The following is a 20,912-nucleotide window of genomic DNA, read 5'->3' as shown; positions in this document are numbered from 1 at the left end:
TGTGGCGTGAATGCGCGCGGGCTGCAGTGCCCTCGGTGCGAGGGCACGGTGATCCGAAGTGGGCCGCCGGTAAGCCTCGCCCCGGTAGGGAGCCGTTTCTCCCACCGGGCTTCCATGGCCGGCCGGCGCTTGTTCCGCCGGCCGGGGGATGCCAGGGTCGGGGCGTGCCGATCTTCTCCGCGCCGGACGGAACCGGGCTTTCCTTCCACCTCTCCGGTTCCGGGGCCGAGCCTCCGGTGGTGTGCCTGCCCGGTGGGCCGATGCGGGCCGGCGCCTATCTCGGGGATCTCGGCGGGCTGGGCGGGTGGCGGCGCACCGCCGTCCTCGATCTGCGGGGAACCGGGGATTCCGAGACGCCCGCCGACGTCGGCACCTACCGGTGTGACCGGCAGGTCGAGGACGTCGAGGCGCTGCGCAAGCACCTCGGCCTCGACCGGCTCGACCTGCTCGGGCACTCGGCCGGGGCGAGCTTGGCCGTGCTCTACGCGGCGCGGTACCCGCAGCGCCTGCGACGGCTCGCGTTGATCGCGCCGAGCCCGCGGGCCGTCGGCTTCGAACTGCCGGCCGAGGAACGGCAGCGGATCGTCGCCCGGCGGGCGGGTGCTCCCTGGTTCGCCGCCGCGGCCGCCGCCTACGGGTCGATCGCCGCGAAGACGGCGACCAGCGCCGACTGGGCCGCCGCCGCGCCGCTGTACTACGGCCGCTGGGACGACGCCGCCCGGCGGCACCAAGCCGGCGAACGCGGCCAGCGCAACGGGGCGGCCGCGCGGATCTACAACTCCGCCGGGGCCTTCGAGCCCGGGACGACCCGTGCCGCGCTCGGGGCCGTCACCGCTCCGGTGCTGGTGCTCGCCGGTGAACTGGACTGGATCGCCAGCCCGGCGGTCGCCCGCCGCTTCGCCGGGCTGTTCCCGGACGGCCGCGCCGTCGTGCTGCCCGGGACCGCGCACTACCCGTGGCTGGACGACGCGCCCGCGTTCGGGTCAGCGGTGGGCGGATTCCTGGCCGGGGTTGCGGCGGGGTTTGATGCGGACGGCCGGCAAGGCCGGTGCCGGTAGCCGCATGCCCGCGTAGCCCGCGACACTCCCGAACTGATCCGACCCGGCTTCCCACGCTTCGCGGAACTCGGCGATCTCCTCGTGGGTGCGGCCGACGAAGTTCCACCACATCAGGATCTCTTCGTCGAACGGGGTGCCGCCCAGCAGCAGGAAGCGCGCGGGGACGGTGCCGCGGTTGCTCAGGGTCAGGGAGCGCACGCCGGTGCCGACGTAGCCCAGCTCCGCCGCGCGGACGCGGGTGCCGGCCACCACGACGTCGCCGGTGTCCACCAGGACGCCGTGCTCGAAGCCGGGGTCCACGCCGAGGGACATGTGGGCGTCCGGGCCCAGCACGACCTCCGCGCCCAGCAGCGGGGTGAACGTCGGGATCGGGGATGTCCGGCCGGCCAGCGAGCCGAGGAACACCCGGATTTCCGCGCCCTCGATCCGGTTCACCGAGGGGACGTAGTGGTCGAAGGCTCGTGCGGTGTGGCGGTGCCGCTCGGGCAGGGCCACCCAGAGCTGGACGCCGTGCAGCGTCTTGGTGGCCGCGGTCGAGACTTCCGAGTGGCAGATGCCGTGCCCGCCGGTCATCAGGTTCAGCTCGCCGGGGCGGACCATCGCGTGCGTGCCCAGGCTGTCGCGGTGCTCGATCTCGCCCTCGAACAGCCAGCTCACCGTCTGCAGGCCGGTGTGCGGGTGCGGGGCCACGTCCATTGCGCCGGGCCCGGTGACCTCGTCCGGGCCGTAGTGGTCGGCGAAGCACCACGCGCCGATCAGCGACCGGGACCGCTGGGGGAGGGTGCGCCGGACCCGCATCGCGCGGGGACCACCGAGCGGCACCTCGCGCGGGGTGAGGACCTCGACGGCCGGCCGGTCGGGGTCGGTGGCCGCCGGCCGGTCGCCACAGGCGAGCTCGGCGGGAGCGGCCTCGGTGTTGCTCATGCCCGCCACGGTAGTCGCGATTGCCGCCGGGTCGTGGGTGGGCGGGGTCACGGCCGCCGGGTGGGATCGCGGTGGACCCGGGTGGAGCGGAGTCCGGTTGCGGGCGGCCAAGCACTGGTGCGGCTGGGCACCCGTTCGGCGGGCGCTGCCCCCGGGCCGGTGCAGCCGGGTGGTCGGCGTTGTGGAGTTGTCAAACATCGGCCGGTCGCCGGGTCAGGCGGCCGATCTTTGTTCGGGGGCGATGATCGCCCGGCCTGCCGGGGTCAGGATCGCCGGGACCAGCTCACCGGGGCGGCCCGGGCGGGCCGCGCGCACCAGTCCCTGGTGGGCCAATGCGTGCGCGGCGAACTGGTCGCCGCACGACAGGCCGTCGATGAAGAGGTCCGGTTCGCTGCTGCAGGAGACGCGGCCGCGGCCGGCGCCGACTGCGCGGAGCATCGCACGCATCCGGTGGTTGACCGCCGGGTGTGCTGGCCGTGTGCCGGTCTTCTCGTTCCCGTTCATGTCGGTCCCTCCCGCTCGTGGTTCGGCCTCGTCTACCCCTGCGTCGAATCAGTGGGCGGGATTTCGACCGCAGGCCGGGCCGGAGCGTCCCCTCATCCTCACCGCAGGCGATCCAGCACGGGTCGAATCCCCGTCGACGGGCGTTCGGAGGCCGGCCGTGAACGGATGGGGATCAGAACGGCGGGCTGCCCGCCGCCACCGGTTCCGGGGTCCAGGAACTGCTCCCTTCGCCACCCGTCGCGCGGCTGAGCTTGGTCAGCTTGGCCGTGGCGTACCGCAGGGACGGGCCGACCTCGTCGACCTCCAGCTCCGTCACGGTGCGCTTCTCACCCTCCTTCGTTTCGTACGACCGCTGTCTCAGCCGGCCGTGGACGACGACGCGAGCCCCGCGCACCAGCGACTCCGCGACGTTTTCCGCGTATTGCTTCCACACGCTGCAGCGCAGGAACATCGCGTCGCCGTCGCGCCAGGCGCCGGACTCGCGGTCGAACACCCGCGGGGTGCTCGCGACCGTGAAGTTCGCGACCGCCGCGCCGGCGGCGGTGAACCGCAGTTCGGGGTCGGTCGTCAGGTTGCCGACCACGGTGACCGTCGTTTCGCCTGCCATCGGGCTCTCCTTCTGCTCCGGGTGCGGGGTGCACCGGTCTCGCCGATGAGGAGAGCACGGGGGTCCGACAATTCCGGGCCCGGCGACGGGATGCCGGCACCCGGCCGGGCTGGTTTCGCGCGGCCATGCCGACGGCGGTTCAGACGGAACTGGCCACGCTCGCCCACCGGCCGGGGACCTGGGCGACCTCGTCGCGAGCACGCTCTGCGTTGCGTGCTGGAAAGTGACCTCACGCTGGGCGGATGTGCGCCGCTGCGGTGGCCGGGCTCGGGGCCGCGTGCGAGGACCAGGCGGGTGCGCTGCTGGTCCTGCACGCGCCGCGGGAGGGGAGGTGAAGGCCGTTGTGGCCGCGGTTCACGCCGCCGCGGATCTCACTCGGATGGGTGGTCTTGCGCGGGAGGGCGCCGAGGCGCGGGGACCCGTGCCGCCGGACGCGCGGCCTGCGGTGGCCCGGCTAGGTGGGCACGCGGTGGCCGCCGCGCGGGCGTTGCGGGAACTGCTGGTGGGCGGCGACGGCTCGCGGCTCGGTGATGCGGTGGCGCTCGCCGGGGCGGCCGGAGGGGAGTTGCGCGCGTGGGGCGGACCGATGTGAGGGGGTGGCGGTCGAGCTTGCTTTGCTCGCAGCGGTTTACGGGCGGTTCACGCTACGGCGGTCCGGGTTGGCCGGCGGGCTGCCGGGTTCGCGGCGGTGGGGGCTTAGCGGTCAGGCGCGGATTGCGGCTGCGGCGGCCGAGGCGGCGCGACAGCACCCACGGCACAAAACGCCCCGAGCGCCCCAATGTGGCGTTGGTTGCGTCCAACGCACCGAACGCCACATTGGGTGCGTTGGACGCACCGAACGCCACATTGGGGCGCTCGGGGGCCTCCAAAAGCGGGTTCGCGGCGGCGGGCGTCCCACGCCAGCTGCCTTGGCCCGGAAGGTGCGACGGCGGTCCGGCTCGCTCGCCGGACCGCCGCGCTCGTCGGTTCCTACTGGCCCTGGTGCGGGAACTGGCCCTGCTGCGGGAACCCCTGCGGCTGGGACGGGTGCTGCGGAAAACCCTGCGGCTGCTGGAACCCCGGTTGCGGAGCCGGCTGGGACGGGTGGACCGGCTGGGACGGGTGCGGCGGGTAGCCCGTCGCCGCCTGGGGGGCCTGGCCCTGCTCGTCCTGCTGCTGCAAGCGGAGGGCGTCCTCCTTCGGGATGCGGTTCTCGATCCCGCAGAACGTGCACTGCGCGGTGTACTTGACGCTGATCGGGAACAACGGGATGAAGAACAGCGTGAACTTCGTGACCGCCTTGCGCACCGCGTGCGAAGCGGGGTTGCCGCAGCGGCCGCACAGGAAAGTCGTCATCGCCAGCACGTAGATGCGGGTACGCCAGCCCCAGATCAGCATCGGTCTTCTCTCTTCCGGTCCTTCGTTCGCCGCGCAGCCTTGCACACCGTTGCCGCTCGGCGGGGCGGTTTCCGGGAACTCGTCCCGGCCGGCAAGCGGCAAACGGGACATTCGACTCGTACCCGGCCGCACCGGGGCTAGATTGGGATCATGCCGAGCGACTTCGCCTTGAAGACGATGAATGCCGTGCACCGCGGCCTGATCAAGCTCACGGGTGGACGGGTGGGCTGGCAGGCCGCCATGCCCGTCCTGGAACTCACCACCGTCGGCCGCAAGAGCGGGCAGCCGCGGTCGGTGCTGCTGACCTCGCCCCACCAGGAGGGTGACGCCGTGGTCGTCGTGGCGTCGCGGGGTGGCGACGACACGCACCCCGCGTGGTTCCTCAACCTGCGCGACCACCCCGACGTCGAGGTCTCGCTGAAGGGCGGGCCGAAGCGGCCGATGCGTGCCCGGATCGCCGACGCGAACGAACGGGCGCGGCTGTGGCCGAAGATCACCGCCGAGTTCAAGAACTACGCGCAGTACCAGACGAAGACCGAGCGCGAGATCCCGCTCGTCTTCCTCGAACCGCGGTAGTTCACGACCGCGCCGCCAGGTACGCCGGGTCCGGCGCGGGGATCGGCCGGTCCGGGACCCCGGCCAGCAACTGGCTCATGGCGTGGAAGTACGGCGGCGCGGCGACCGTGCCGCCGAACGCGCCGTGGCCGCAGCTGCCCAGGTGCACCGGGGTGCCCGGGCAGATCTCGCGCGGGTGCGGCCCGTCGGCGAAGACCATCGACGACACCGCGTAGTCGTCGACACCGCCGACGAACGCCACCGATTCGCTCAGCTGGGTGGTGCCCGTCTTGCCGATGTCGGGCCGGGTCCAGCCGGCCGCGTGGGCCGCCTGGGCGGACGTGCCGCTCGTGGTGTCCTTGCTCAGCCCCGCTTCCAGCGTGTCCGCCACGCCCGCCGGGATCACCCGCTCGCACGCCTGCTGCCGGACCGGCACCGCGTTGCCGTTCCGGTCGGTCACCGACAGGATCGGGTTCGGCGGGCACCACACGCCGCCGCTCATCAGCGTCGCCGAGACGTTCGCCATCTCCAGCGGGCTCACCGGGCTGTTGCCGAGGGTGAACGACAGCAGGTTCCGGAAGTACTGCGACTGCGGCTCGCTGTACTGCGGATTGCCCGACTCCGGGTCCGGCGTGCGGCCGGCGTCGTTGGTCGCCAGGGTGTTCCGCAGCCCGAGCTTGTCCGCCATGTCGAGCACGGCGGGCATCCCGACCTGGCTCTCGAGCCCCACGAACGCGACGTTCGGCGACGTCGCCAGCCCGTCGGCGAGGGTGATCGGGTCCGCGTAGTGGCCGTCGTTGTGGACGGTGTAACAGGACGAATGCGCGTCCGGCCCCGGGAAGCACTGGCTGTCCGGGTTGGGCAGAGGCGTGTCCAGGCCCGCCTTGCCGGAGACGAGCGCCGCGGCCGAGGTGAAGATCTTGAACGACGAACCGGCGCCGAACTCGTTGCTCGTGTCGGCGACGATGTCGGTCGACGTCTCGCCCCGGTCCGGGTCGGTGCCGTAGTCGCGGTTGGCGACCATGGCGAGCACCTGGTGCCCGTCCTGGCCCGGCTGGACGACGGCGAAGGTGTTGGCCACCCCGTCCTGCGTGGTCGGCACGTTCGTGTCGACGGCGTCCTTGGTCACCTGCGAAACGCGCGGGTCGAGGGTGGTTTTGACCGTGTAACCGCCGGTGGCCAGCCGGTCCGCGGTGAACCCGGCGTGCACCAGGTAGCTTTCCGCGTAGGCGCAGAAGAACCCCGCGTCCGGCGCCGCGCCCAGGCAGGAGCCGGACGGCGTGACGGGGCCGTCCGGCAGCAGGCCGAGTGGTGCCGCCTTCGCCGTCGCCGCGTACGAGGCGGGGATCGAGCCGTTGGTGACCAGGTCGTCGATGACGAGGTTGCGCCGCTGGAGTGCTTTGCCCGGGTGCGTGTACGGGTTGTAGACGGTGGGGTTGTTCACCATTCCGGCGAGCAACGCGGCCTGCGGCACGGTCAGTTTGTCCGCCGTCGTCCCGAAATACGCCTTTGCCGCCGCGCCGACCCCGTACACGGTTCCGCTGAATTCGACCACGTTGAGGTAGTTGGCCAGAATGTCGTCCTTGCTCATGGTGTTGTTGAGCTCGACGGCCATTTTCGCTTCCCGCAGCTTGCGGGCGAGCGAGTCCTCGCGGTCGGCCTGCTGGGCCGCCGGGTCGGTCCGGTCGACGACGTTGATGAGGTAGTTCTTGACGTCCTGCTGCGTGATCGTCGACGCGCCCTGCAGCGCGCCGCCGGCGCTGTCGTTGACCGCCGCGCGGAGCATCCCCTGCAGGTCGACGCCGCCTTCGGTGTAGAACCGGCGGTCCTCGATCGCGATGATCGCCGCCTTCATCGTGGTCGCGATCCCGGCCGCGGTGACCGGCAGGCGGTACTGCGCGTAGAGCGTCGCGATGGGGGTGCCGTCGCGGTCGGTCACCGTCGTGGTCAGCGGCAGGTCGGCCGCGGCGAGCCGGGCGGAAATGGCGTCCACCGAATCGCTGACCTGATTCGACAGCAGGCCTGCCCCGATGGCGGCGGGCGCCACCGTTCCGGCCACCAAAATTCCGGCGAGCACACACAACCCGGCAAAAAGGACCACACCCTGGCGACGTTTCACAAATGCGAGATTAGGCATCGGGCGATAAAGCTTCCGTTCGGTGAGAGATGTGCCTCACCGGGCCAACCTGCCGAGCAGTGCCGAGGCGACCGAAACGGCCACCACCGTCGCCGCGGCCAGCACGGCGAAGTCGGTCCCGAGGTGCGCGGGGGTCCCGATCAGCAGGCCGCGCAGCGCGTCCACCTGGTAGCTCAGCGGGTTGACGTGGCTGAGCACCTTCAGCCACGACGGCATCAGGTCCACCGGGTAGAGCGCGTTCGAGCCGAAGAACAGCGGCATCGTGATCGCCTGCCCGATGCCCATCAGCCGTTCCCGCGACAGCACGATCCCGGCGATCACGATGGACAGGCAGCAGAAGAACGCCGAGCCGAGCACGAGGACGACGGCCATCGCCAGCAGCTTCAGCGGGTTCGCGGTCAGCTCGACGCCGAGGATCGCGGCCAGCACCAGCACCATCAGCGCTTGGACGAGCGCGCGGACCCCGGCGGCGAACGCCTTGCCGGCGACGAGCGCCGCGCGCGGGGTCGGGGTCACCAGGAGCTTGGCGAGCACGCCGGCGTCCCGCTCCCAGATGATCTGGATGCCGTAGAAGATCGCGATGAACAGCGCCGACTGGGCGAGGATGCCCGGCGCCAGGTAGTCGAGGTACGGTGTCGAGCCGGTCGGGATGGCGCGCAGCCGGGTGAACGTCTCCCCGAAGATCAGCAGCCACAGCGCGGGCTGGATCGCCCGGGTCAGCAGTTCCGTCTGGTCGCGGCGCAGCTTCTGCAGTTCCACCAGGCACATCGCGCCGACGCGGGCACCGAGCACGCGCAGCCGGCGCAGCGGGCCGGGGTCAGCCGAGGCGGCGGGCGGTACGGCGAGTGGCACGGACACCGCGGATCCCTCCTTCGCCGCTTTCCAGGCGGTTGCCGGTCACCGCGCGGAACACGTCGTCCAAAGTGGACTCCGGGCCGAGACCGGCCTCCAGCTCGGCCGGGGTGCCCAGCGCCCGGATCCGGCCGGTGTGCATCAGGGCGACGCGGTCGCAGTACTGCTCGGCTTCGTCCATGTAGTGCGTGGTGACGAGCACGGTCATCCCGGTCGCCGCGCGGATCGAGCCGATGCGGTCCCACACCGACGACCGCGCGACCGGGTCGAGCCCGATCGTCGGCTCGTCGAGGATGAGCAGCCGCGGCGCACTGACCAGGGCCTGGGCGAGCTCGAGCCGGCGGATCATGCCCCCGGAGTACGTCTTGACCGTGCGGTCGGCGTCGTCGGCCAGCCCGACCAGCTCCAGTGCCAGCCGCACCTGTCCGGCCCGTCCGCGGCGAGGCACGTCGAAGAGCCGCGCGAACAGCGCCACGTTCTCGCGGCCGGTCAGGGCACCGTCGGCGGACAGCTGCTGCGGGACGTACCCGATCAGCCGGCGGACGGCCATCCGGCGGCGCGCGACGTCGACGCCGAAGACCGTGATGCGGTCCGGGCCGGTGGGCAGCAGCGTGGTGATCATCCGGAGGGTGGTGGTCTTGCCGGCGCCGTTCGGGCCGAGCAGGCCGAACACCTCGCCCGGGTGGATCTCGAGGTCGACGCCGTCCACCGCGCGGGTGGTGCCGAACGAGTGGCTGAGGCCGGTGCAGCGCACCGCCGGGGGTTCGGTCATGGCTGCTCCTTCAGGATGCCCAGGAGTTTCTCCAGTGCCGGCAACGCCTGTTCGATCGCCGTGGTGTCCTCTTCGGACAGTTCCGCGAGAGCATCGGCGACGAGCCCGGTCCGGGCGCGGCGCCAGGCCGCCATCCGGGCGGCGGCCGCCGCGGTGATCTCCAGCCGGGCCGCGCGCCGGTCGGCGGGATCGGCCTCGCGGTGCAGCAAGCCGGCGTCGGCGAGCTGGTTCACCAGCGTGCTGACCGAGTTGTTCGCCAGGTGCAGCTCGCGCGCGGCCGCGGCGACACCGATGCCGGGCCGGTCGGCGACGACACGCAGGAGCTCGACCTGGGCGCCGGGCAGCGGGGTGCCCGGCACGCCGGCGCGGACCCGGCGGCGCAGCACCCGGCGGATGCCCTGGACGGTGCCCAGCAGCCGGTCGGCGAGATCGGTCATGCCGCCAAAGTAGCTCTGCGCCAGAGTCTTTAGCAACGCTAAATGTCTGGTTGGCGAGAAACGGGGGAATCGGGGCGGAAGATCCTCCTCCGGGCCGCGCGAGACGAGGGGGATACCGCTGATCGGCCGAACTGTTTCACCGGCGACCGTTCGGCGGCGGGCCGGTGCCGTTCGCCGCGTGGCGGCGCGGCTGCGGTCCGGAATCGCCGGGGTGGGCGCATGCTGTCCCTTCCGGCCCCGCGTCCCCGCGCCTGACGTCCACAGTGGACACTGCCAGTGCGCCCGGTCCGGCGGTCTTCTCGAGATCAGGATAGGAACGTTCGTGACCCTGCTGGACAGCAAGCTCGTCCGGTGCTGGACCTCCCGCCCGCACCTGCAGTCCCTCTACACCCTCGCCGCGGCCGCCCCGCGGATGCGCGCCGCGCTCGGCCTCACGCCGACCGGCGGTGGCACGGTCGACTTCAAAGTGGACGGGGACGCGCTGGCCCGCACCGCGGCGGAGCTGATCGCCGCGACGTCGGCGCGGCTGCCGGTGCACCCGCTGGTGACGCAGGACCTCCACGGCCGGTCGACGGTCCGGTGCTGGCGCCGCGACCGCGACCTGCGCGTGCTGACCGGCGACCTGGTGGACGTCGCGGACCGGCTGGCCAGGGCGGGTTACGGCGGCTGCCTGCGGTTCGCGACCGTCGAGTTCGCCGAGCCGGCCGGGCGCCGCGAAGGGAAGCTCGCGCTGGTGTACCTGTTCGACCGCGGCACGTTCCACACCGCCGCACCCGGCGCCCGGCCGCTGGACCAGGCACTGGAACTGCGCGCCCGGGCCGCGTTGCGCGGCGCGCTGCCGCTGGAACCCGTCGCGCAGCGGCGGTTCGTGCGCTGAGCCGTCCCTGAAAATCCGCCGATTGGCGCAGGCCGGGCGGTCTGCGAGGATGCTGCTCTCGCCCGATCGAAGGAGATGACCGTGGCTTCTCGTCTCAACCCGTACCTGAGCTTCCGCGACGACGCGCGGCAGGCCATGGAGTTCTACAAGGGTGTCTTCGGCGGCACGCTCACGCTGAACACGTTCGGGGAATTCGGTTCTCCCGAAGGAGCGGACGCGGACAAGGTCATGCACGCCCAGCTGGAGGCCGGGAACGGCTTCACCCTGATGGCGTCGGACACGCCGGCCGGGATGGAGCACAACCCCGGCACGAACATCTCGGTGAGCCTCAGCGGGGACGACGCCGACGACCTGCGCGGCTACTGGGAAAAGCTGAGCGACGGCGGCACCGTCACGGTTCCGTTCGAAAAGCAGATGTGGGGCGACGAATTCGGTGCCTGCGTCGACCGGTTCGGCATCCCCTGGATGGTCAACGTCGTGCACGGCTGACCACGAGCCGTTGCAGCCGGTGCCCCCGTCGGTGACGATGGAGGGACCGGCGTGGCGTGGCGCCGGGCCGAAGGAGGCCCGATGGCGGGTTTTCCCTGGACGTGTGCGCAGTGCGGCGCGGTCAACGATCCCGCCGCCCGGCGTTGCGGCACCTGCGCGGGCCTCGCCCCGGGCCGGGCCCGCGCGCGGGCGCTGTGGGTGCTGCTGACCTTGATGGTGGTCGCCGGCGTGGCCGTGGGCGGGGTGCTGCTGTTCACCGGGGACCCGGAGCCCCCGCCGTCCGCGTCGGGACCGTTCCCCGCTTACACGACGCCCGCGCTGCCGACCACGAAGACCGTGGTGACGACCGCGAACGCCGTCACCCCGCCCGGCACGCCGTCCACGTCGACGGCAACGGCGACGGCGACGGAGAAGCCGTGCCCGCCGGACGCCGCGCGCTACTTGCCCGGCGGCACGGGGACCGCGCTGCTCGTAGCACAGACCGCGAAGTCGCTGATCACCATCTGCCGGATCCCCGACGGCCGGATCTTCTACGACGGGCAGGCCCGCGGGCAGGCGGCCTCCGACGACACCCACATCGTGCTGCCGGCCCAGGCCGAGGGCGGCGGCTTCGTCGCGGTGAACGGCGACTACCGCTACCGGGTCGACGGCGGCAGGCTGGTCGTCTCGGCCGGGTCCGATGTGCTCTCCGACGACGAGCTGACCACGGTCGGCTGAGCGCCGAACAGCTCGTCCACCGGCTCCGCGTCGAACCCGAGGTCGGCCCGCATCCGGGCGCGCATGACGCGGTAGCCGCGCTGGCCGGCGTCCCAGGCGGGCCGGAGCCGGGTGTGGTCGTCGTCGGGGTCCAGCAGCATCGCGGCCAGGCGCATCCGCGGCAGCGTGGCGTCGCTGACCAGCCGCCGGACCGCCTCCGGCGCGTGCAGCACAACCGGCCCGAGCGCGTGCTGGGTCTCGCTGCGCACCGCGCGCAGCTCGGCGATCTGGGGTTCGTCGAGTTCGCCGCCCCCTTCGAGGACTGCCCGGGCCTGGAAGAGCACGCCGTCGAACGCTTCCAGGACCCCCATCAGCTGGGCGTAGGCGTCGGCGCGGGTTTCGTGGGTCCGGGCTTCGCGTTCGCGCTGCCACCGGCGCTCCTCGCGGACGGCCTCTTCGAGCATCCGCCGGGCCTCCCGCCGTCCGGAAAGGACCTGGGTCAAGATGACCCCGGCGAGGCCGAGGAGGGCGACGACGATCGGAATCCACACCGGGACCTGGGAACCCACGTGCGCACCCTACCCAGGATGTGGGAGTGGCGGCGGCCACTCGCCCCGCGTCCGCATGCTGGAGCCATGGCTTCTCCGCTGGACAACCCGACCCGGGCGGCACTGACCGGCCCGCACGCCCGCTTCGCCGAACGGCAGGGGCGCGTCCTGCGCTACCCGGAGGACGTCGCACCGTTCCTCGCCCTGCCCGACGACCCGGATGAGCAGGACTGGCTGGACGTCGCCGAGCTCGCCGGGCCGGGCGCGACCTTCGTGCTCGCCGCGACCGCCGCGCGGCCGCCGTCCGGGTGGGAGGTGCTCGACGAGATCCCCGGCGTGCAGCTGGTCGACGCGGGGGTCGCGGCCGCGCCCGAGCCGGAAGCCGTGCGGCTCGGTCCCGCGGACGTGCCGGAGATGCTGGACCTCGTCGAGCGGACGCGGCCGGGGCCGTTCCGGAAGCGGACCGTCGAACTCGGCACCTACCTCGGCATCCGGCGCGGCGGCGCGCTGGTCGCGATGGCCGGCGAGCGGCTGCACCCGCCGGGCCACACGGAGATCAGCGCGGTCTGCACGGACCCGGCGTACCGCGGGCAGGGCCTCGCGACGCGGCTGGTGCTCGCGGTGGCCGCCGGCATCCGCGACCGCGGCGAGATCCCGCTGATGCACGCGGCGGCGGGGAACACCGCCGCGATCCGGCTCTACCTGTCCCTCGGGTTCGCCCTGCGGCAGCGGCCGGACTTCGTGGCGGTCCGGGTGCCGCTCGCGGTGGCGGTTCAGCCGCCTAGCCCGGTACCCACATCGTGACTCGGGTGCCGCGGCCCGGCTGGGAGTCCACCGTTCCGTGGCCGCCCACCTCGGCCAAGCGGGCCACGATCGACTGGCTGATGCCGAAGCCCGGGGGCCGGTCGCGGACGTCGAAGCCCTGGCCCTGGTCGCGGGCCACGACCGCGATGCCGCCGTCTCGCTCCTCCACCCGCAGCACCACCTGCTTCGTCCCCGAGTGCTTCACCGTGTTGCGCAACGCCTCCCGGACCGCTTCGCACAACGCGGTGCGCCGGTCCTGCGAGACCTTGTGGTCGTCGGCGAAGTCCGCCGCGACGAGCTGTGTGCGCAGGCCGTCGCGGGCCAGCTCGGTGGCGACGTCGGCCAGCTCGACCGCAAAACTGCGCGTCGGCCCCGACGGCAGGGGCTCGGTGATCCGGCGGCGGAGCTCGGCCGCCTCCGCCTTGGCCACCGAACGCAGCTCCGACAGGCGCTTCACGGCCTGAGCGTCGTCGCCCGGTGCCGAAATGGCCAGCGCTTCGAGCGTCTGCAGCACGCTGTCGTGCATGATGCGGCGGGTCCGGTGGCGCTCGGCCTCGCGCCCGCGCCGGAGCCCGATGTCCACCGCGAACCGGGTGCCGACGCCGAGCAGGATGAGGATCGCCACGGCGAGCACGATCGCCACCGCCAGCGCCACCATGCAGCCGATCGAGCGCGTCACGGCGAGCTGGTGGTCCAGCGGCAGGCCGCCGGCCAGGGTCAGCGCCGCCCGGAGCGGGACGGCCGCCGCGAACAGCCACAGCGCCGCGGGCAGCCCGGTCGTGCCCGCCCACATGGCGACCGAGCCGACCAGCCAGGTCCAGGAGACGTCGACGGCGAACGGCTGCACCACGGCCGGGGCCGTCATCGCCACCACGAAGTTGAGCGCCACGCCGATGGCCAGGTCCAGGCCGAGGGCGCGGCCGGTGACCCGGGCCCGCAACCCGCCCGAACGCAGCACCCAGGCCGCCGCGGCGGTGTTGGCCGCGACGGCGAACACCGTGGCGCCCAGCACCGGGCCGAGGCCGAGGCCGCCGTTCGCGGCGGCGAACCCGATGAACACCTTGACGAACGCCGCGATGCGGTACGCCAGCGGCACCAGGACCCAGTAGCGCGAGGCGCGGGCGAGCGTCGCGTCGCCGACCGCGGTGAGGTCGCCGCTGTCGGGAACGGGCTCGGCAGGTTCCGCGGGGGTGCCGCTGCGCAGCAGCGTGCGGACGAACGCGCGTGGCGGTGCGGCGGAGCCCGCCTCGGGCATCGGTGGTCCCCATTCATCCGGCCGTCCGGGCGGCCTGAGCCTGGCAGCGCGGCGGGGGGCTAGTCAACCGTCCCGGCCCGGAGCCAGCCCGCTGGAGCAAGGGGCCGCCACCGGTTCGTGATCCGGCCGGCCGCGGGCCCGGCTTTGCGGTCAGTACGCGTGGTACAGGGTGTCCTCGCCCGTGTACTCCGCCCAGCCGGGCGAACCCGTGGTGGCGAAGCGGTGCCAAGCGCCGTTCAGGTCGGCGGCCAGCTCCCGCGGCGGGTTCTCGCCGAGCAGGCCGCGCGGCCCGGACACCACGTCCAGCGCGTCGAACACGAACGGCAGCTCGAGCCCGTGGCACGCGCCCAGGCGGCCCTCGAGCAGGGGCGAACCCCATTCGAACTCGTACCGGAACGTCCGGCCGGTGTGGTGCTCGGCGAGGTCGCGCACCCCGTCGCGGAAGACCAGGTCCGTCAGGGCCTCGACGAGGACCTCGCCCGCCGTCCGGCCGGAGCCGAGGCCGTAGGCGTACAGCACGCCGGCCGGGTCGGGGTGCGACACCGCCAGCGACGCCACGGCCTGGTCGTCGGTGACCGCTTCGAGCGCGCCGGTGGGCACCAGGTAGAGCCGCATCTCTTCGCTGCAGCTGCCCGCGATCAGGTCGACGTCGCGGCCCGCGCCCGCCCGGATCGCCTTGCCCGGGTGCTGCGGCAGGACGTCGTCGCCGACCACCGGGAGGAACGGGCTCAACCCGTACCCGCGGTCGTACCCCAGCGCGTCGCGCAGATCGGGGGCGCCGCCCGGCCGCAGGACGGCGTCCTGCGCGTCGAGCAGCTGCTCGGTCGACACCTTCCGGAACGCCTCCGCGGTCGGTTCCGCCTTCAGCTCGTCGGCGACCACCCTCGCGAGCCGGCGCGCCTGGACGCCGTCGCGCACCATGTCCGGGTGTCCGCTTTGGACGATGGCGCGGTGGAAGAGCCCCGGCGACAGCGGCGATCCCAGCAGGCAGGCGACGCTGACGGCACCGGAAGCCGAGCCGAAGAGCGTGACGTTGGCGGGGTCGCCGCCGAACGCGGCGATGTTTTCCCGGACCCAGCGCAGGGCCGCGAGCTGGTCGCGCAGGCCGAGGTTGGTCGCGCCGCCGTCCAGGGGGAGGAACCCGTCGATGCCGAGCCGGTACTGGACGGTCACCAGCACCGCGCCGGCCCGGGCGAACGCGGTGCCGTCGTGGACCGCGGCGGACCCCGTGCCGCCGAGGAACGCGCCGCCGTGCACGAACACCAGCACCGGCAGCGAAGCGGCGCCCGGCTGCGGGGTCCAGACGTCCACCGTCAGGTACTCCGGGCCCGGCCGCCAGCCGGTGCCGGTGAGCGGAACCTGGTCGACCCCGGGCACGTCGTGACGGCGTTGCGGTGCCGTCGGCCCGGGTCTCTGCGCTTCACGGACGCCCTCCCACGGCTGCGCCGGGACGGGCTCGGCGAAGCGCAGCTCGCCCTCGGGCGCGGCGGCGTACGGGATACCTCGGAAGAGCACCACGCCGGCGGGGGTGACCTGACCGCGGACCGCGCCGGACGTGGTGGGGACGACGGGGTCGGACATGCGGGGTCCCTTCGTGGACTGTCGGGGGAAGCGCCCGTCAGCCTAGGACCGTGGACGGGCCGCCGTCATGGGCGGACCGTCTCCTGCGTTGTCGCGGATGGATAACGGCGCCGGGCCCGATTTCGCCGATCGGGCCCGGCGCCGTGAATTCCCGTTGCGGTACGGGCGGGGCCGTCGTGAGTGGTAAGGCGGGTTCTAACCCGCCTTACCACTCACGACCACCCGAGCCAGGTAGGACCGGAGCGCCGCCACTGCTCCCCCGGGATCCGCGGCGGCGACCGGGAACGCCTCGTCGAAGCCCTGCGCCAGCAGTTCCGCGCGCGGGCGTCCCAGCCGGCCGCCGATCACCACCGGCAGGCCCGCCAGTGCGGGGTCGGCGCGCACGCGGCGCAGCACGTCCACACCCGGCGCGCCGAACACGGTGGACAGCACCAGGCAATCCGGGCGCTCGCGCCGGCACGCGCCGAGCACCTCGGCCGCCACGCACACCTCGTGGCCCTCGCGTTCGAGGACCACCTGCAACGCGACCAGGCTCCACGCGCCCGCGTCCAAACCCGACAGCACGACCTTCACCTCGTGCAGAGCCGCGGGCGGGCGCGGAAATACGTCAGTCCGGGTCGGGTGGTTCCTCGACGCCGTCGCGGTCGGCCCACTCCAGCAGCGGGTCCAGGGAAAACACGGCGTCGTCGATGCCGGCGTGGAGGTCGCCGAGCTCGGCGAAGCGGGCCGGGACGGTGGCGATGGTGAAGTCGCCCGGCTCGGCGTCGTCGATCTCCTCCCAGCGGATCGGCGTCGAGACCGTGCCCTCGGGGTTGCCGCGGACCGAGTAGGCGCTGGCGATCGTGTGGTCGCGGGCGTTCTGGTTGTAGTCGACGAAGAGCAGCCGCGGGTCGCGGTCCTTGCGCCACCAGGTGGTGGTGACGTCGTCCGGGGCCCGCCGCTCGACCTCGTGGGCGAAGGCCAGCGCCGCCCGGCGGACGTCGGAGAAGCCCCAGCGGGGTTCGATCCGGACGTAGACGTGCAGGCCGCGGCCGCCGGAGGTCTTCGGCCAGCCGACCGCGCCGAGCTCGTCGAGGATTTCGTGGGCCACGTGCGCGACCCGGCGGACGCGGTCGAAGCCGCAGCCGGGCATCGGGTCGAGGTCGATGCGCCACTCGTCGGGCTTCTCGGTGTCGGCGCGCCGCGAGTTCCACGGGTGGAACTCCACTGTGGACATCTGCACGGCCCAGGCGACGTGCGCGAGCTCGGTGACGCACAGTTCGTCGGCGTGCCGGTTGTAGCGCGGGAAGGTGACCCGGACGGTCTCCAGCCAGGGCGGGGCGCCGTTCGGCACGCGCTTCTGGTGCACCTTCTCCCCCGCCACGCCGGAGGGGAACCGGTGCAGCATGCAGGGCCGTTCCCGCAGGGCGTTGACGATGCCGTCGCCCACCGAGAGGTAGTAGTTGACCAGGTCGAGCTTCGTCTCGCCGCGGGCCGGGAAGTACACCCGGTCCGGGTTGGAGATCCGGACGGTCCGGTGCCCGACTTCGAGCTCTACAGCCTTGTCCGCCATGGATCAGACGCTACTCGCTACGGTGGACCGGTGAGCCTGCCGGCGGACGGTCACGTCCACACCGAATGGTCCTGGGACACGATCACCGGCTCGATGACCGGCTCGTGCGAACGGGCGCTGGAGCTGGGCCTGCCTTCGGTGGCGTTCACCGAGCACGCGGACCTGACGCCGTGGCTGATCCCGGCACCGATCCGCCCGCTGCTGCCGGACCACTTCCGGGTGCGCCTGCGCCCGGACGGCGTCCTCGAGCCGCCGGACCTCGACGTCGCGGGATATCTGGCGTGCGTCGAGGAGTGCCGCTCCCGGTTCGCCGGCCTGCGGATCTTGTCGGGTGTGGAGCTGAGCGAGCCGCACCGGCACCGCCCCCGCGCCGACGCGCTGCTGGCGGCCAACGCCTTCGACCGGGTACTGGGCTCGGTCCATTCCCTGCCGGACGGCGAGCACCACCACGAGCTGACGACGATCTCGGACCGGCCGCCCGGCGAGGTGCTGCGGGCGTACCTGGAGGAGGTACTGGCACTCGTCGAGTCGACGGCGGACTTCGCGGTGCTGGCCCACATCGACTACGCGCTGCGCTCGTGGCCGGGGGAAGGTCCACCGTTCGTGGCGGCCGAGTTCGAGGAGGAGTTCCGGACGGTGCTGCGGGAGCTGGCTCGCAGCGGTCGCGCTCTGGAGGTGAACACGAAGGTGCCGCTGCCGGGCGAGGTGGTGCGCTGGTGGTTCCAGGTGGGCGGCGAGGCGGTGGCGTTCGGCAGCGACGCCCACGACCCGGCCCTGGTCGGCCACGGTTTCCCGGAGGCGGCAGCGCTGGTCGAGGCCTGCGGCTTCCGAAGGGGCCGCACCCCGCACGACTTCTGGCGCCGCTGAGGTCACTTTCCCTACGAAAGTGACGCCGTCACTTTCGTAGGGAAAGTGCGGTGTCAGGCCAGGGCGTGGCGACCGTACGAGCGTGAGTCCCCGCTCTGGTCCATCAGCCGGGCCGCGACCCGGCCGATCGCCGCGTCCAGGTCGGCGCGGTCGGTCGGGCCCCAGTCGCCGAGGCGGTCGGCCAGCCAGTCGTGCCAGGCCTGGACCACCTTCGCGAACTCTTCGCGGCCCGACGCAGTCAGCTCCCAGCCGTCCCGGGTGTACCTCAGGTGGCCCGTCAGCTCTAGGCGGTTGAACGCCGGCTCCAGCACCTGCGCCGGTACGCCGAAGTGCTCGCCGATCGCTCGCAGCGTGGCCGGGGAACCGCGGCGGCCGCGCAGGTGGACCTGCAGCAGGCACCAGATGCCGCCCTCGTCGAGGTCGCTCCCGGCTCGCTCGATGATCGCCGGTGCCACCTGACGGCGTTCGCGGAAGAACAGCGTCGCGACCGCGCGTTCCAGCTCACGGTCGTCCGTGCGGGCTTCCGGCATCGCGAAACCGTCGCCGAGGCCGGGCGCCGCCGCGCGGGCCGTGTCGCGCAGCGGTACCTCCTTCAGGAAGAACGCCAGCGCGAACGCGACCAGGCCGACCGGCGCCGCCGCGAGGAACACCACGTGGAGGGAGTCGCTGTACGCCTTGATCACCGGAGCCGACACGGCGTCCGGCAGCGCGTGCAACGCCGTGGGTACTTGCAGCGCCCGCGGGTCCACCCCCGGCGGCACCGGAAGCGCGGCCAGCTTGGGGGTCAGCTGGTTGGCGTACACCGTGCCGAAGATCGCCGCGCCGAACGAGCTGCCGATCGAACGCAGGAACGTCACGCCGGACGTCGCGACGCCGAGGTCGGCGTAGTCGACCGTGTTCTGCACGGCGATCGTCAGCACCTGCATGCCGAGCCCGATGCCGAGCCCCAGCACGGCCATGTACGCCGACGCCTCCCAGAACCCGGTGTCGGTGTCGAGCCGCGAAAGCAGGTAGAGCCCGACCGTCATGCCCGCGGCGCCGGCCAGGGGGAAGATCTTGTAGCGGCCGGTGCGGCTCACCGCGTTGCCCGCGGTGATCGACGCGACGAGCAGCGCCAGCACCATCGGCAGCAGCCGGACCCCGGACGTCGTCGCGGAGGTGCCCTGGACGTACTGCATGTACGTCGGCAGGTAGGACAGCGCGCCGAGCATCGCGAAGCCGACGACGAAGCTCATGATCCCGCCGACGGTGAACACGGGGTTGCGGAACAGCCGCATCGGCAGCATCGGCTCTTCCGCCCGCAGCTCGACGACGACGAACGCCGCGAGCAGCACCACCGAGCCGAGCGCCATCCCGATGATCACCGGCGAGCCCCACGCGTACTGCGTGCCGCCCCAGCTGGTGACCAGCGTCAGACCGGTCGCGGCGAGGCCGATGAGCAGGATGCCGAGGTAGTCGATGACCGGTTTGACCGCGGCGCGGGCGTTCGGCATCGCCGAGGACGCCACCACCAGCACCACGACGACCAGCGGGATGTTGACGTAGAACGCCCAGCGCCACGACAGGTGGTCGACGAAGAAGCCGCCGAGCATCGGGCCGGCCACGGTCACCACGCCGAACACCGAGCCGAGCACACCCTGGTACTTGCCGCGTTCGCGCAGCGGGACGACGTCGGCGACGATCGCGGTCGAGGTGACCATCAGCCCGCCGCCGCCGAGGCCCTGCACCGCGCGCCAGACGATCAGCCAGACCATGCTGTCGGCGAAGCCGGCGCAGAACGAGCCGACACCGAACACGACGACCGACAGCTGGAACATCGGCTTGCGGCCGAACAGGTCGCCGAGCTTGCCGACGACCACGGTCATGATCGTCTCGGCGAGCAGGTAGGACGTGACCACCCAGGACAGGTGGCCCGCGCCGCCGAGGTCGCCGACGATGGTGGGCAGCGCGGTCCCGACGATGGTCTGGTCCAGCGCCGCCAGCAGCATCCCGAGCAGCACGGCGCCGAACACGGCGTTGACCCGGCCGCGGGTCAGGGCGGGCGGTGTCGCCGCGCCCGGGGTGACCTCCGCGGTGGCCGTCATCTCCGCCCTCCTCGCCCGTCCTCCAAGCTAGTGCGCGGGGTCCATTGTGGATAGCCACCCGTTCCGGTGGTCCGGGCCGGTCAGAGCGTCCAGCGGTCACGGGGCGGTGACTCGAGGACGAGTTCGCCGCCGACGGCCGCGGCGATCTGGTCGACCGTCCAGGTCTCCCGGTGCAGGACCGGCCGGATGATGGCGGGCTGCCGGACCGCGTGCAGGTGCCCGTCGGCGAGCCGCAGCACCTGCCCGGTGACGCCGGCCGAGAGGTCGCTGAGCAGGTAGGTCACCAGCGGCGCCACCTGCTCCGGCGGGGGTGCGGCGGGGTTCCCGTTCGGGTCGGCGGCCATCAGCCGGGTCCAGGCGATCGGGCTGACGGCGTTGACGCGCACCCCGTGCTCGGCCAGGTCGACGGCCCACGAATAGGTCATCGACGCCACCGCGCCCTTCGACGCCGAGTACGCGGCGGCGCGGCGCTGCCCGATCATCGACCCCGACGTCACGTTGACGATGACACCGCGGCCGCGGGCGCACATGACTTTCGCGGCGGCGGTGCCACAGTGGAACGGACCGAGCACGTTGGTCTCGACCAGTGCGCGGGTCCGCTCGGTGTCGTCGTCCTCCCACGGCGGCGCGTGGTACCCGACGGCGGCGTTGTTGACGAGCCCGTCGAGAGACCCGAACCGCCTGCAGCACAGGGTGATCAGCGACCGCGCGTAGTCCGCCTCGGCCACCGAGCCGACGCTCGCCACGGCGGTGCCGCCGTCCGCCTCGATCGCCGTGACGGTCTCGTGGGCCGGTTCCGCATCAACGTCGTTGACGACGACCGCGGCGCCGTTCTCCGCCGCGTGCCGCGCGAAAGCCCGGCCCAGCCCACGTCCGGCACCGGTGACCACGACGGCCCGGCCGTCCAGGATGCCCATGGGTTCCAGTGTCACCCCG

At 72.8% G+C, this 20,912-nt stretch carries 23 protein-coding genes; 8 read left to right on the top strand and 15 right to left on the bottom strand.

What is annotated here, in order from left to right; genetic code table 11:
* Positions 1–164: 164 nt before the first annotated feature.
* A complete protein-coding gene (locus Q5425_RS12875; RefSeq protein ID WP_308672415.1) occupies positions 165–1,058 on the top strand; it encodes an alpha/beta hydrolase in 894 nt (297 codons plus the stop codon).
* Here Q5425_RS12875 and Q5425_RS12870 read toward each other — a convergent pair.
* The 3 genes from Q5425_RS12870 to Q5425_RS12860 form a co-directional block, all read right to left on the bottom strand.
* Positions 984–1,982: a pirin family protein gene (locus Q5425_RS12870; protein ID WP_308672414.1), complete on the bottom strand. Its 999-nt coding sequence runs from the start codon at positions 1,980–1,982 to the stop codon at positions 984–986. The genes Q5425_RS12875 and Q5425_RS12870 overlap by 75 nt on opposite strands.
* Positions 1,983–2,195: 213 nt before the next feature.
* The gene (locus tag Q5425_RS12865; protein ID WP_308672413.1) at positions 2,196–2,486 is read right to left on the bottom strand and encodes a hypothetical protein; all 291 of its coding nucleotides are present in this window, start codon (positions 2,484–2,486) and stop codon (positions 2,196–2,198) included.
* 172 nt (positions 2,487–2,658) lie between these two features.
* Positions 2,659–3,093: a single-stranded DNA-binding protein gene (locus Q5425_RS12860; RefSeq protein ID WP_308672412.1), complete on the bottom strand. Its 435-nt coding sequence runs from the start codon at positions 3,091–3,093 to the stop codon at positions 2,659–2,661.
* A 379-nt stretch (positions 3,094–3,472) separates the two neighbouring features.
* Here Q5425_RS12860 and Q5425_RS12855 point away from each other — a divergent pair, with 379 nt between their 5' ends.
* Complete coding sequence (locus tag Q5425_RS12855) at positions 3,473–3,685, top strand: hypothetical protein (RefSeq protein WP_308672411.1); 213 nt, start codon at positions 3,473–3,475, stop codon at positions 3,683–3,685.
* 377 nt (positions 3,686–4,062) lie between these two features.
* On the opposite strand, the gene Q5425_RS12850 is transcribed toward Q5425_RS12855, so the two are convergent.
* Positions 4,063–4,470 carry a zinc-ribbon domain-containing protein gene (locus Q5425_RS12850; RefSeq protein WP_308672410.1) on the bottom strand — a complete coding sequence of 136 codons (408 nt, stop codon included), beginning with the start codon at positions 4,468–4,470 and terminating at the stop codon, positions 4,063–4,065.
* A 150-nt stretch (positions 4,471–4,620) separates the two neighbouring features.
* Here Q5425_RS12850 and Q5425_RS12845 point away from each other — a divergent pair, with 150 nt between their 5' ends.
* Positions 4,621–5,046 (top strand): nitroreductase/quinone reductase family protein, encoded by a 426-nt coding sequence (locus tag Q5425_RS12845; protein ID WP_308672409.1) that lies wholly within the window; start codon positions 4,621–4,623, stop codon positions 5,044–5,046.
* Between the two features lies 1 nt (position 5,047).
* Here Q5425_RS12845 and Q5425_RS12840 read toward each other — a convergent pair whose 3' ends face one another.
* The 4 genes from Q5425_RS12840 to Q5425_RS12825 are packed head-to-tail and all read right to left on the bottom strand — an operon-like array spanning position 5,048 to position 9,223.
* On the bottom strand, positions 5,048–7,162 hold the full coding sequence (locus Q5425_RS12840) for a transglycosylase domain-containing protein (protein WP_308672408.1): 2,115 nt from the start codon (positions 7,160–7,162) through the stop codon (positions 5,048–5,050).
* Between the two features lie 36 nt (positions 7,163–7,198).
* A complete protein-coding gene (locus Q5425_RS12835; protein WP_308672407.1) occupies positions 7,199–8,020 on the bottom strand; it encodes an ABC transporter permease in 822 nt (273 codons plus the stop codon).
* Positions 7,980–8,786 (bottom strand): ATP-binding cassette domain-containing protein, encoded by an 807-nt coding sequence (locus Q5425_RS12830; protein WP_308672406.1) that lies wholly within the window; start codon positions 8,784–8,786, stop codon positions 7,980–7,982. The genes Q5425_RS12835 and Q5425_RS12830 overlap by 41 nt, the downstream gene beginning before the upstream one ends.
* On the bottom strand, positions 8,783–9,223 hold the full coding sequence (locus tag Q5425_RS12825) for a MarR family transcriptional regulator (protein ID WP_308672405.1): 441 nt from the start codon (positions 9,221–9,223) through the stop codon (positions 8,783–8,785). Before Q5425_RS12825 ends, Q5425_RS12830 begins: the two co-directional genes overlap by 4 nt.
* 322 nt (positions 9,224–9,545) lie before the next feature.
* On the opposite strand from Q5425_RS12825, the gene Q5425_RS12820 reads away from it, so the two are divergent.
* The 3 genes from Q5425_RS12820 (at position 9,546) to Q5425_RS12810 (ending at position 11,306) form a co-directional block, all read left to right on the top strand.
* On the top strand, positions 9,546–10,100 hold the full coding sequence (locus Q5425_RS12820) for a PspA-associated protein PspAB (protein WP_308672404.1): 555 nt from the start codon (positions 9,546–9,548) through the stop codon (positions 10,098–10,100).
* 81 nt (positions 10,101–10,181) lie between these two features.
* On the top strand, positions 10,182–10,589 hold the full coding sequence (locus Q5425_RS12815) for a VOC family protein (RefSeq protein ID WP_308672403.1): 408 nt from the start codon (positions 10,182–10,184) through the stop codon (positions 10,587–10,589).
* 81 nt (positions 10,590–10,670) lie between these two features.
* Complete coding sequence (locus tag Q5425_RS12810; RefSeq protein ID WP_308672402.1) at positions 10,671–11,306, top strand: hypothetical protein; 636 nt, start codon at positions 10,671–10,673, stop codon at positions 11,304–11,306.
* Here Q5425_RS12810 and Q5425_RS12805 read toward each other — a convergent pair.
* Positions 11,225–11,854, bottom strand: coding sequence for a hypothetical protein (locus Q5425_RS12805; protein WP_308672401.1), 630 nt, complete (start codon positions 11,852–11,854; stop codon positions 11,225–11,227). The genes Q5425_RS12810 and Q5425_RS12805 overlap by 82 nt on opposite strands.
* Positions 11,855–11,920: 66 nt before the next feature.
* On the opposite strand from Q5425_RS12805, the gene Q5425_RS12800 reads away from it, so the two are divergent.
* Positions 11,921–12,637 (top strand): GNAT family N-acetyltransferase, encoded by a 717-nt coding sequence (locus tag Q5425_RS12800; protein ID WP_308672400.1) that lies wholly within the window; start codon positions 11,921–11,923, stop codon positions 12,635–12,637.
* Here the strand turns inward: Q5425_RS12800 and Q5425_RS12795 are convergent.
* From Q5425_RS12795 to ligD, 4 genes are all read right to left on the bottom strand, one after another.
* On the bottom strand, positions 12,615–13,892 hold the full coding sequence (locus tag Q5425_RS12795; protein ID WP_308672399.1) for an ATP-binding protein: 1,278 nt from the start codon (positions 13,890–13,892) through the stop codon (positions 12,615–12,617). The genes Q5425_RS12800 and Q5425_RS12795 overlap by 23 nt on opposite strands.
* A gap of 150 nt (positions 13,893–14,042) precedes the next feature.
* A complete protein-coding gene (locus tag Q5425_RS12790; protein WP_308672398.1) occupies positions 14,043–15,473 on the bottom strand; it encodes a carboxylesterase family protein in 1,431 nt (476 codons plus the stop codon).
* 195 nt (positions 15,474–15,668) lie between these two features.
* Positions 15,669–16,037 carry a hypothetical protein gene (locus Q5425_RS12785; protein ID WP_308672397.1) on the bottom strand — a complete coding sequence of 123 codons (369 nt, stop codon included), beginning with the start codon at positions 16,035–16,037 and terminating at the stop codon, positions 15,669–15,671.
* A gap of 43 nt (positions 16,038–16,080) precedes the next feature.
* A complete protein-coding gene (gene ligD, locus Q5425_RS12780; protein WP_308672396.1) occupies positions 16,081–17,025 on the bottom strand; it encodes a non-homologous end-joining DNA ligase in 945 nt (314 codons plus the stop codon).
* Positions 17,026–17,055: 30 nt separating this feature from the next.
* On the opposite strand from ligD, the gene Q5425_RS12775 reads away from it, so the two are divergent.
* Entirely contained in the window at positions 17,056–17,892 is an 837-nt protein-coding gene (locus Q5425_RS12775; protein WP_308672395.1) for a PHP domain-containing protein, read from the top strand.
* 53 nt (positions 17,893–17,945) lie between these two features.
* Here Q5425_RS12775 and Q5425_RS12770 read toward each other — a convergent pair whose 3' ends face one another.
* Both Q5425_RS12770 and Q5425_RS12765 read right to left on the bottom strand, forming a co-directional pair.
* The gene (locus Q5425_RS12770; RefSeq protein WP_308672394.1) at positions 17,946–19,976 is read right to left on the bottom strand and encodes an MDR family MFS transporter; all 2,031 of its coding nucleotides are present in this window, start codon (positions 19,974–19,976) and stop codon (positions 17,946–17,948) included.
* 80 nt (positions 19,977–20,056) lie between these two features.
* The gene (locus Q5425_RS12765) at positions 20,057–20,893 is read right to left on the bottom strand and encodes an SDR family oxidoreductase (protein ID WP_308672393.1); all 837 of its coding nucleotides are present in this window, start codon (positions 20,891–20,893) and stop codon (positions 20,057–20,059) included.
* Positions 20,894–20,912: the final 19 nt, after the last annotated feature.

It is taken from the genome of Amycolatopsis sp. A133 (assembly GCF_031082405.1).
Classification (GTDB): domain Bacteria; phylum Actinomycetota; class Actinomycetes; order Mycobacteriales; family Pseudonocardiaceae; genus Amycolatopsis.
The sequence above is the reverse complement of the archived record's forward strand: the minus strand, read 5'-3'. Positions and strand labels throughout refer to the sequence as shown.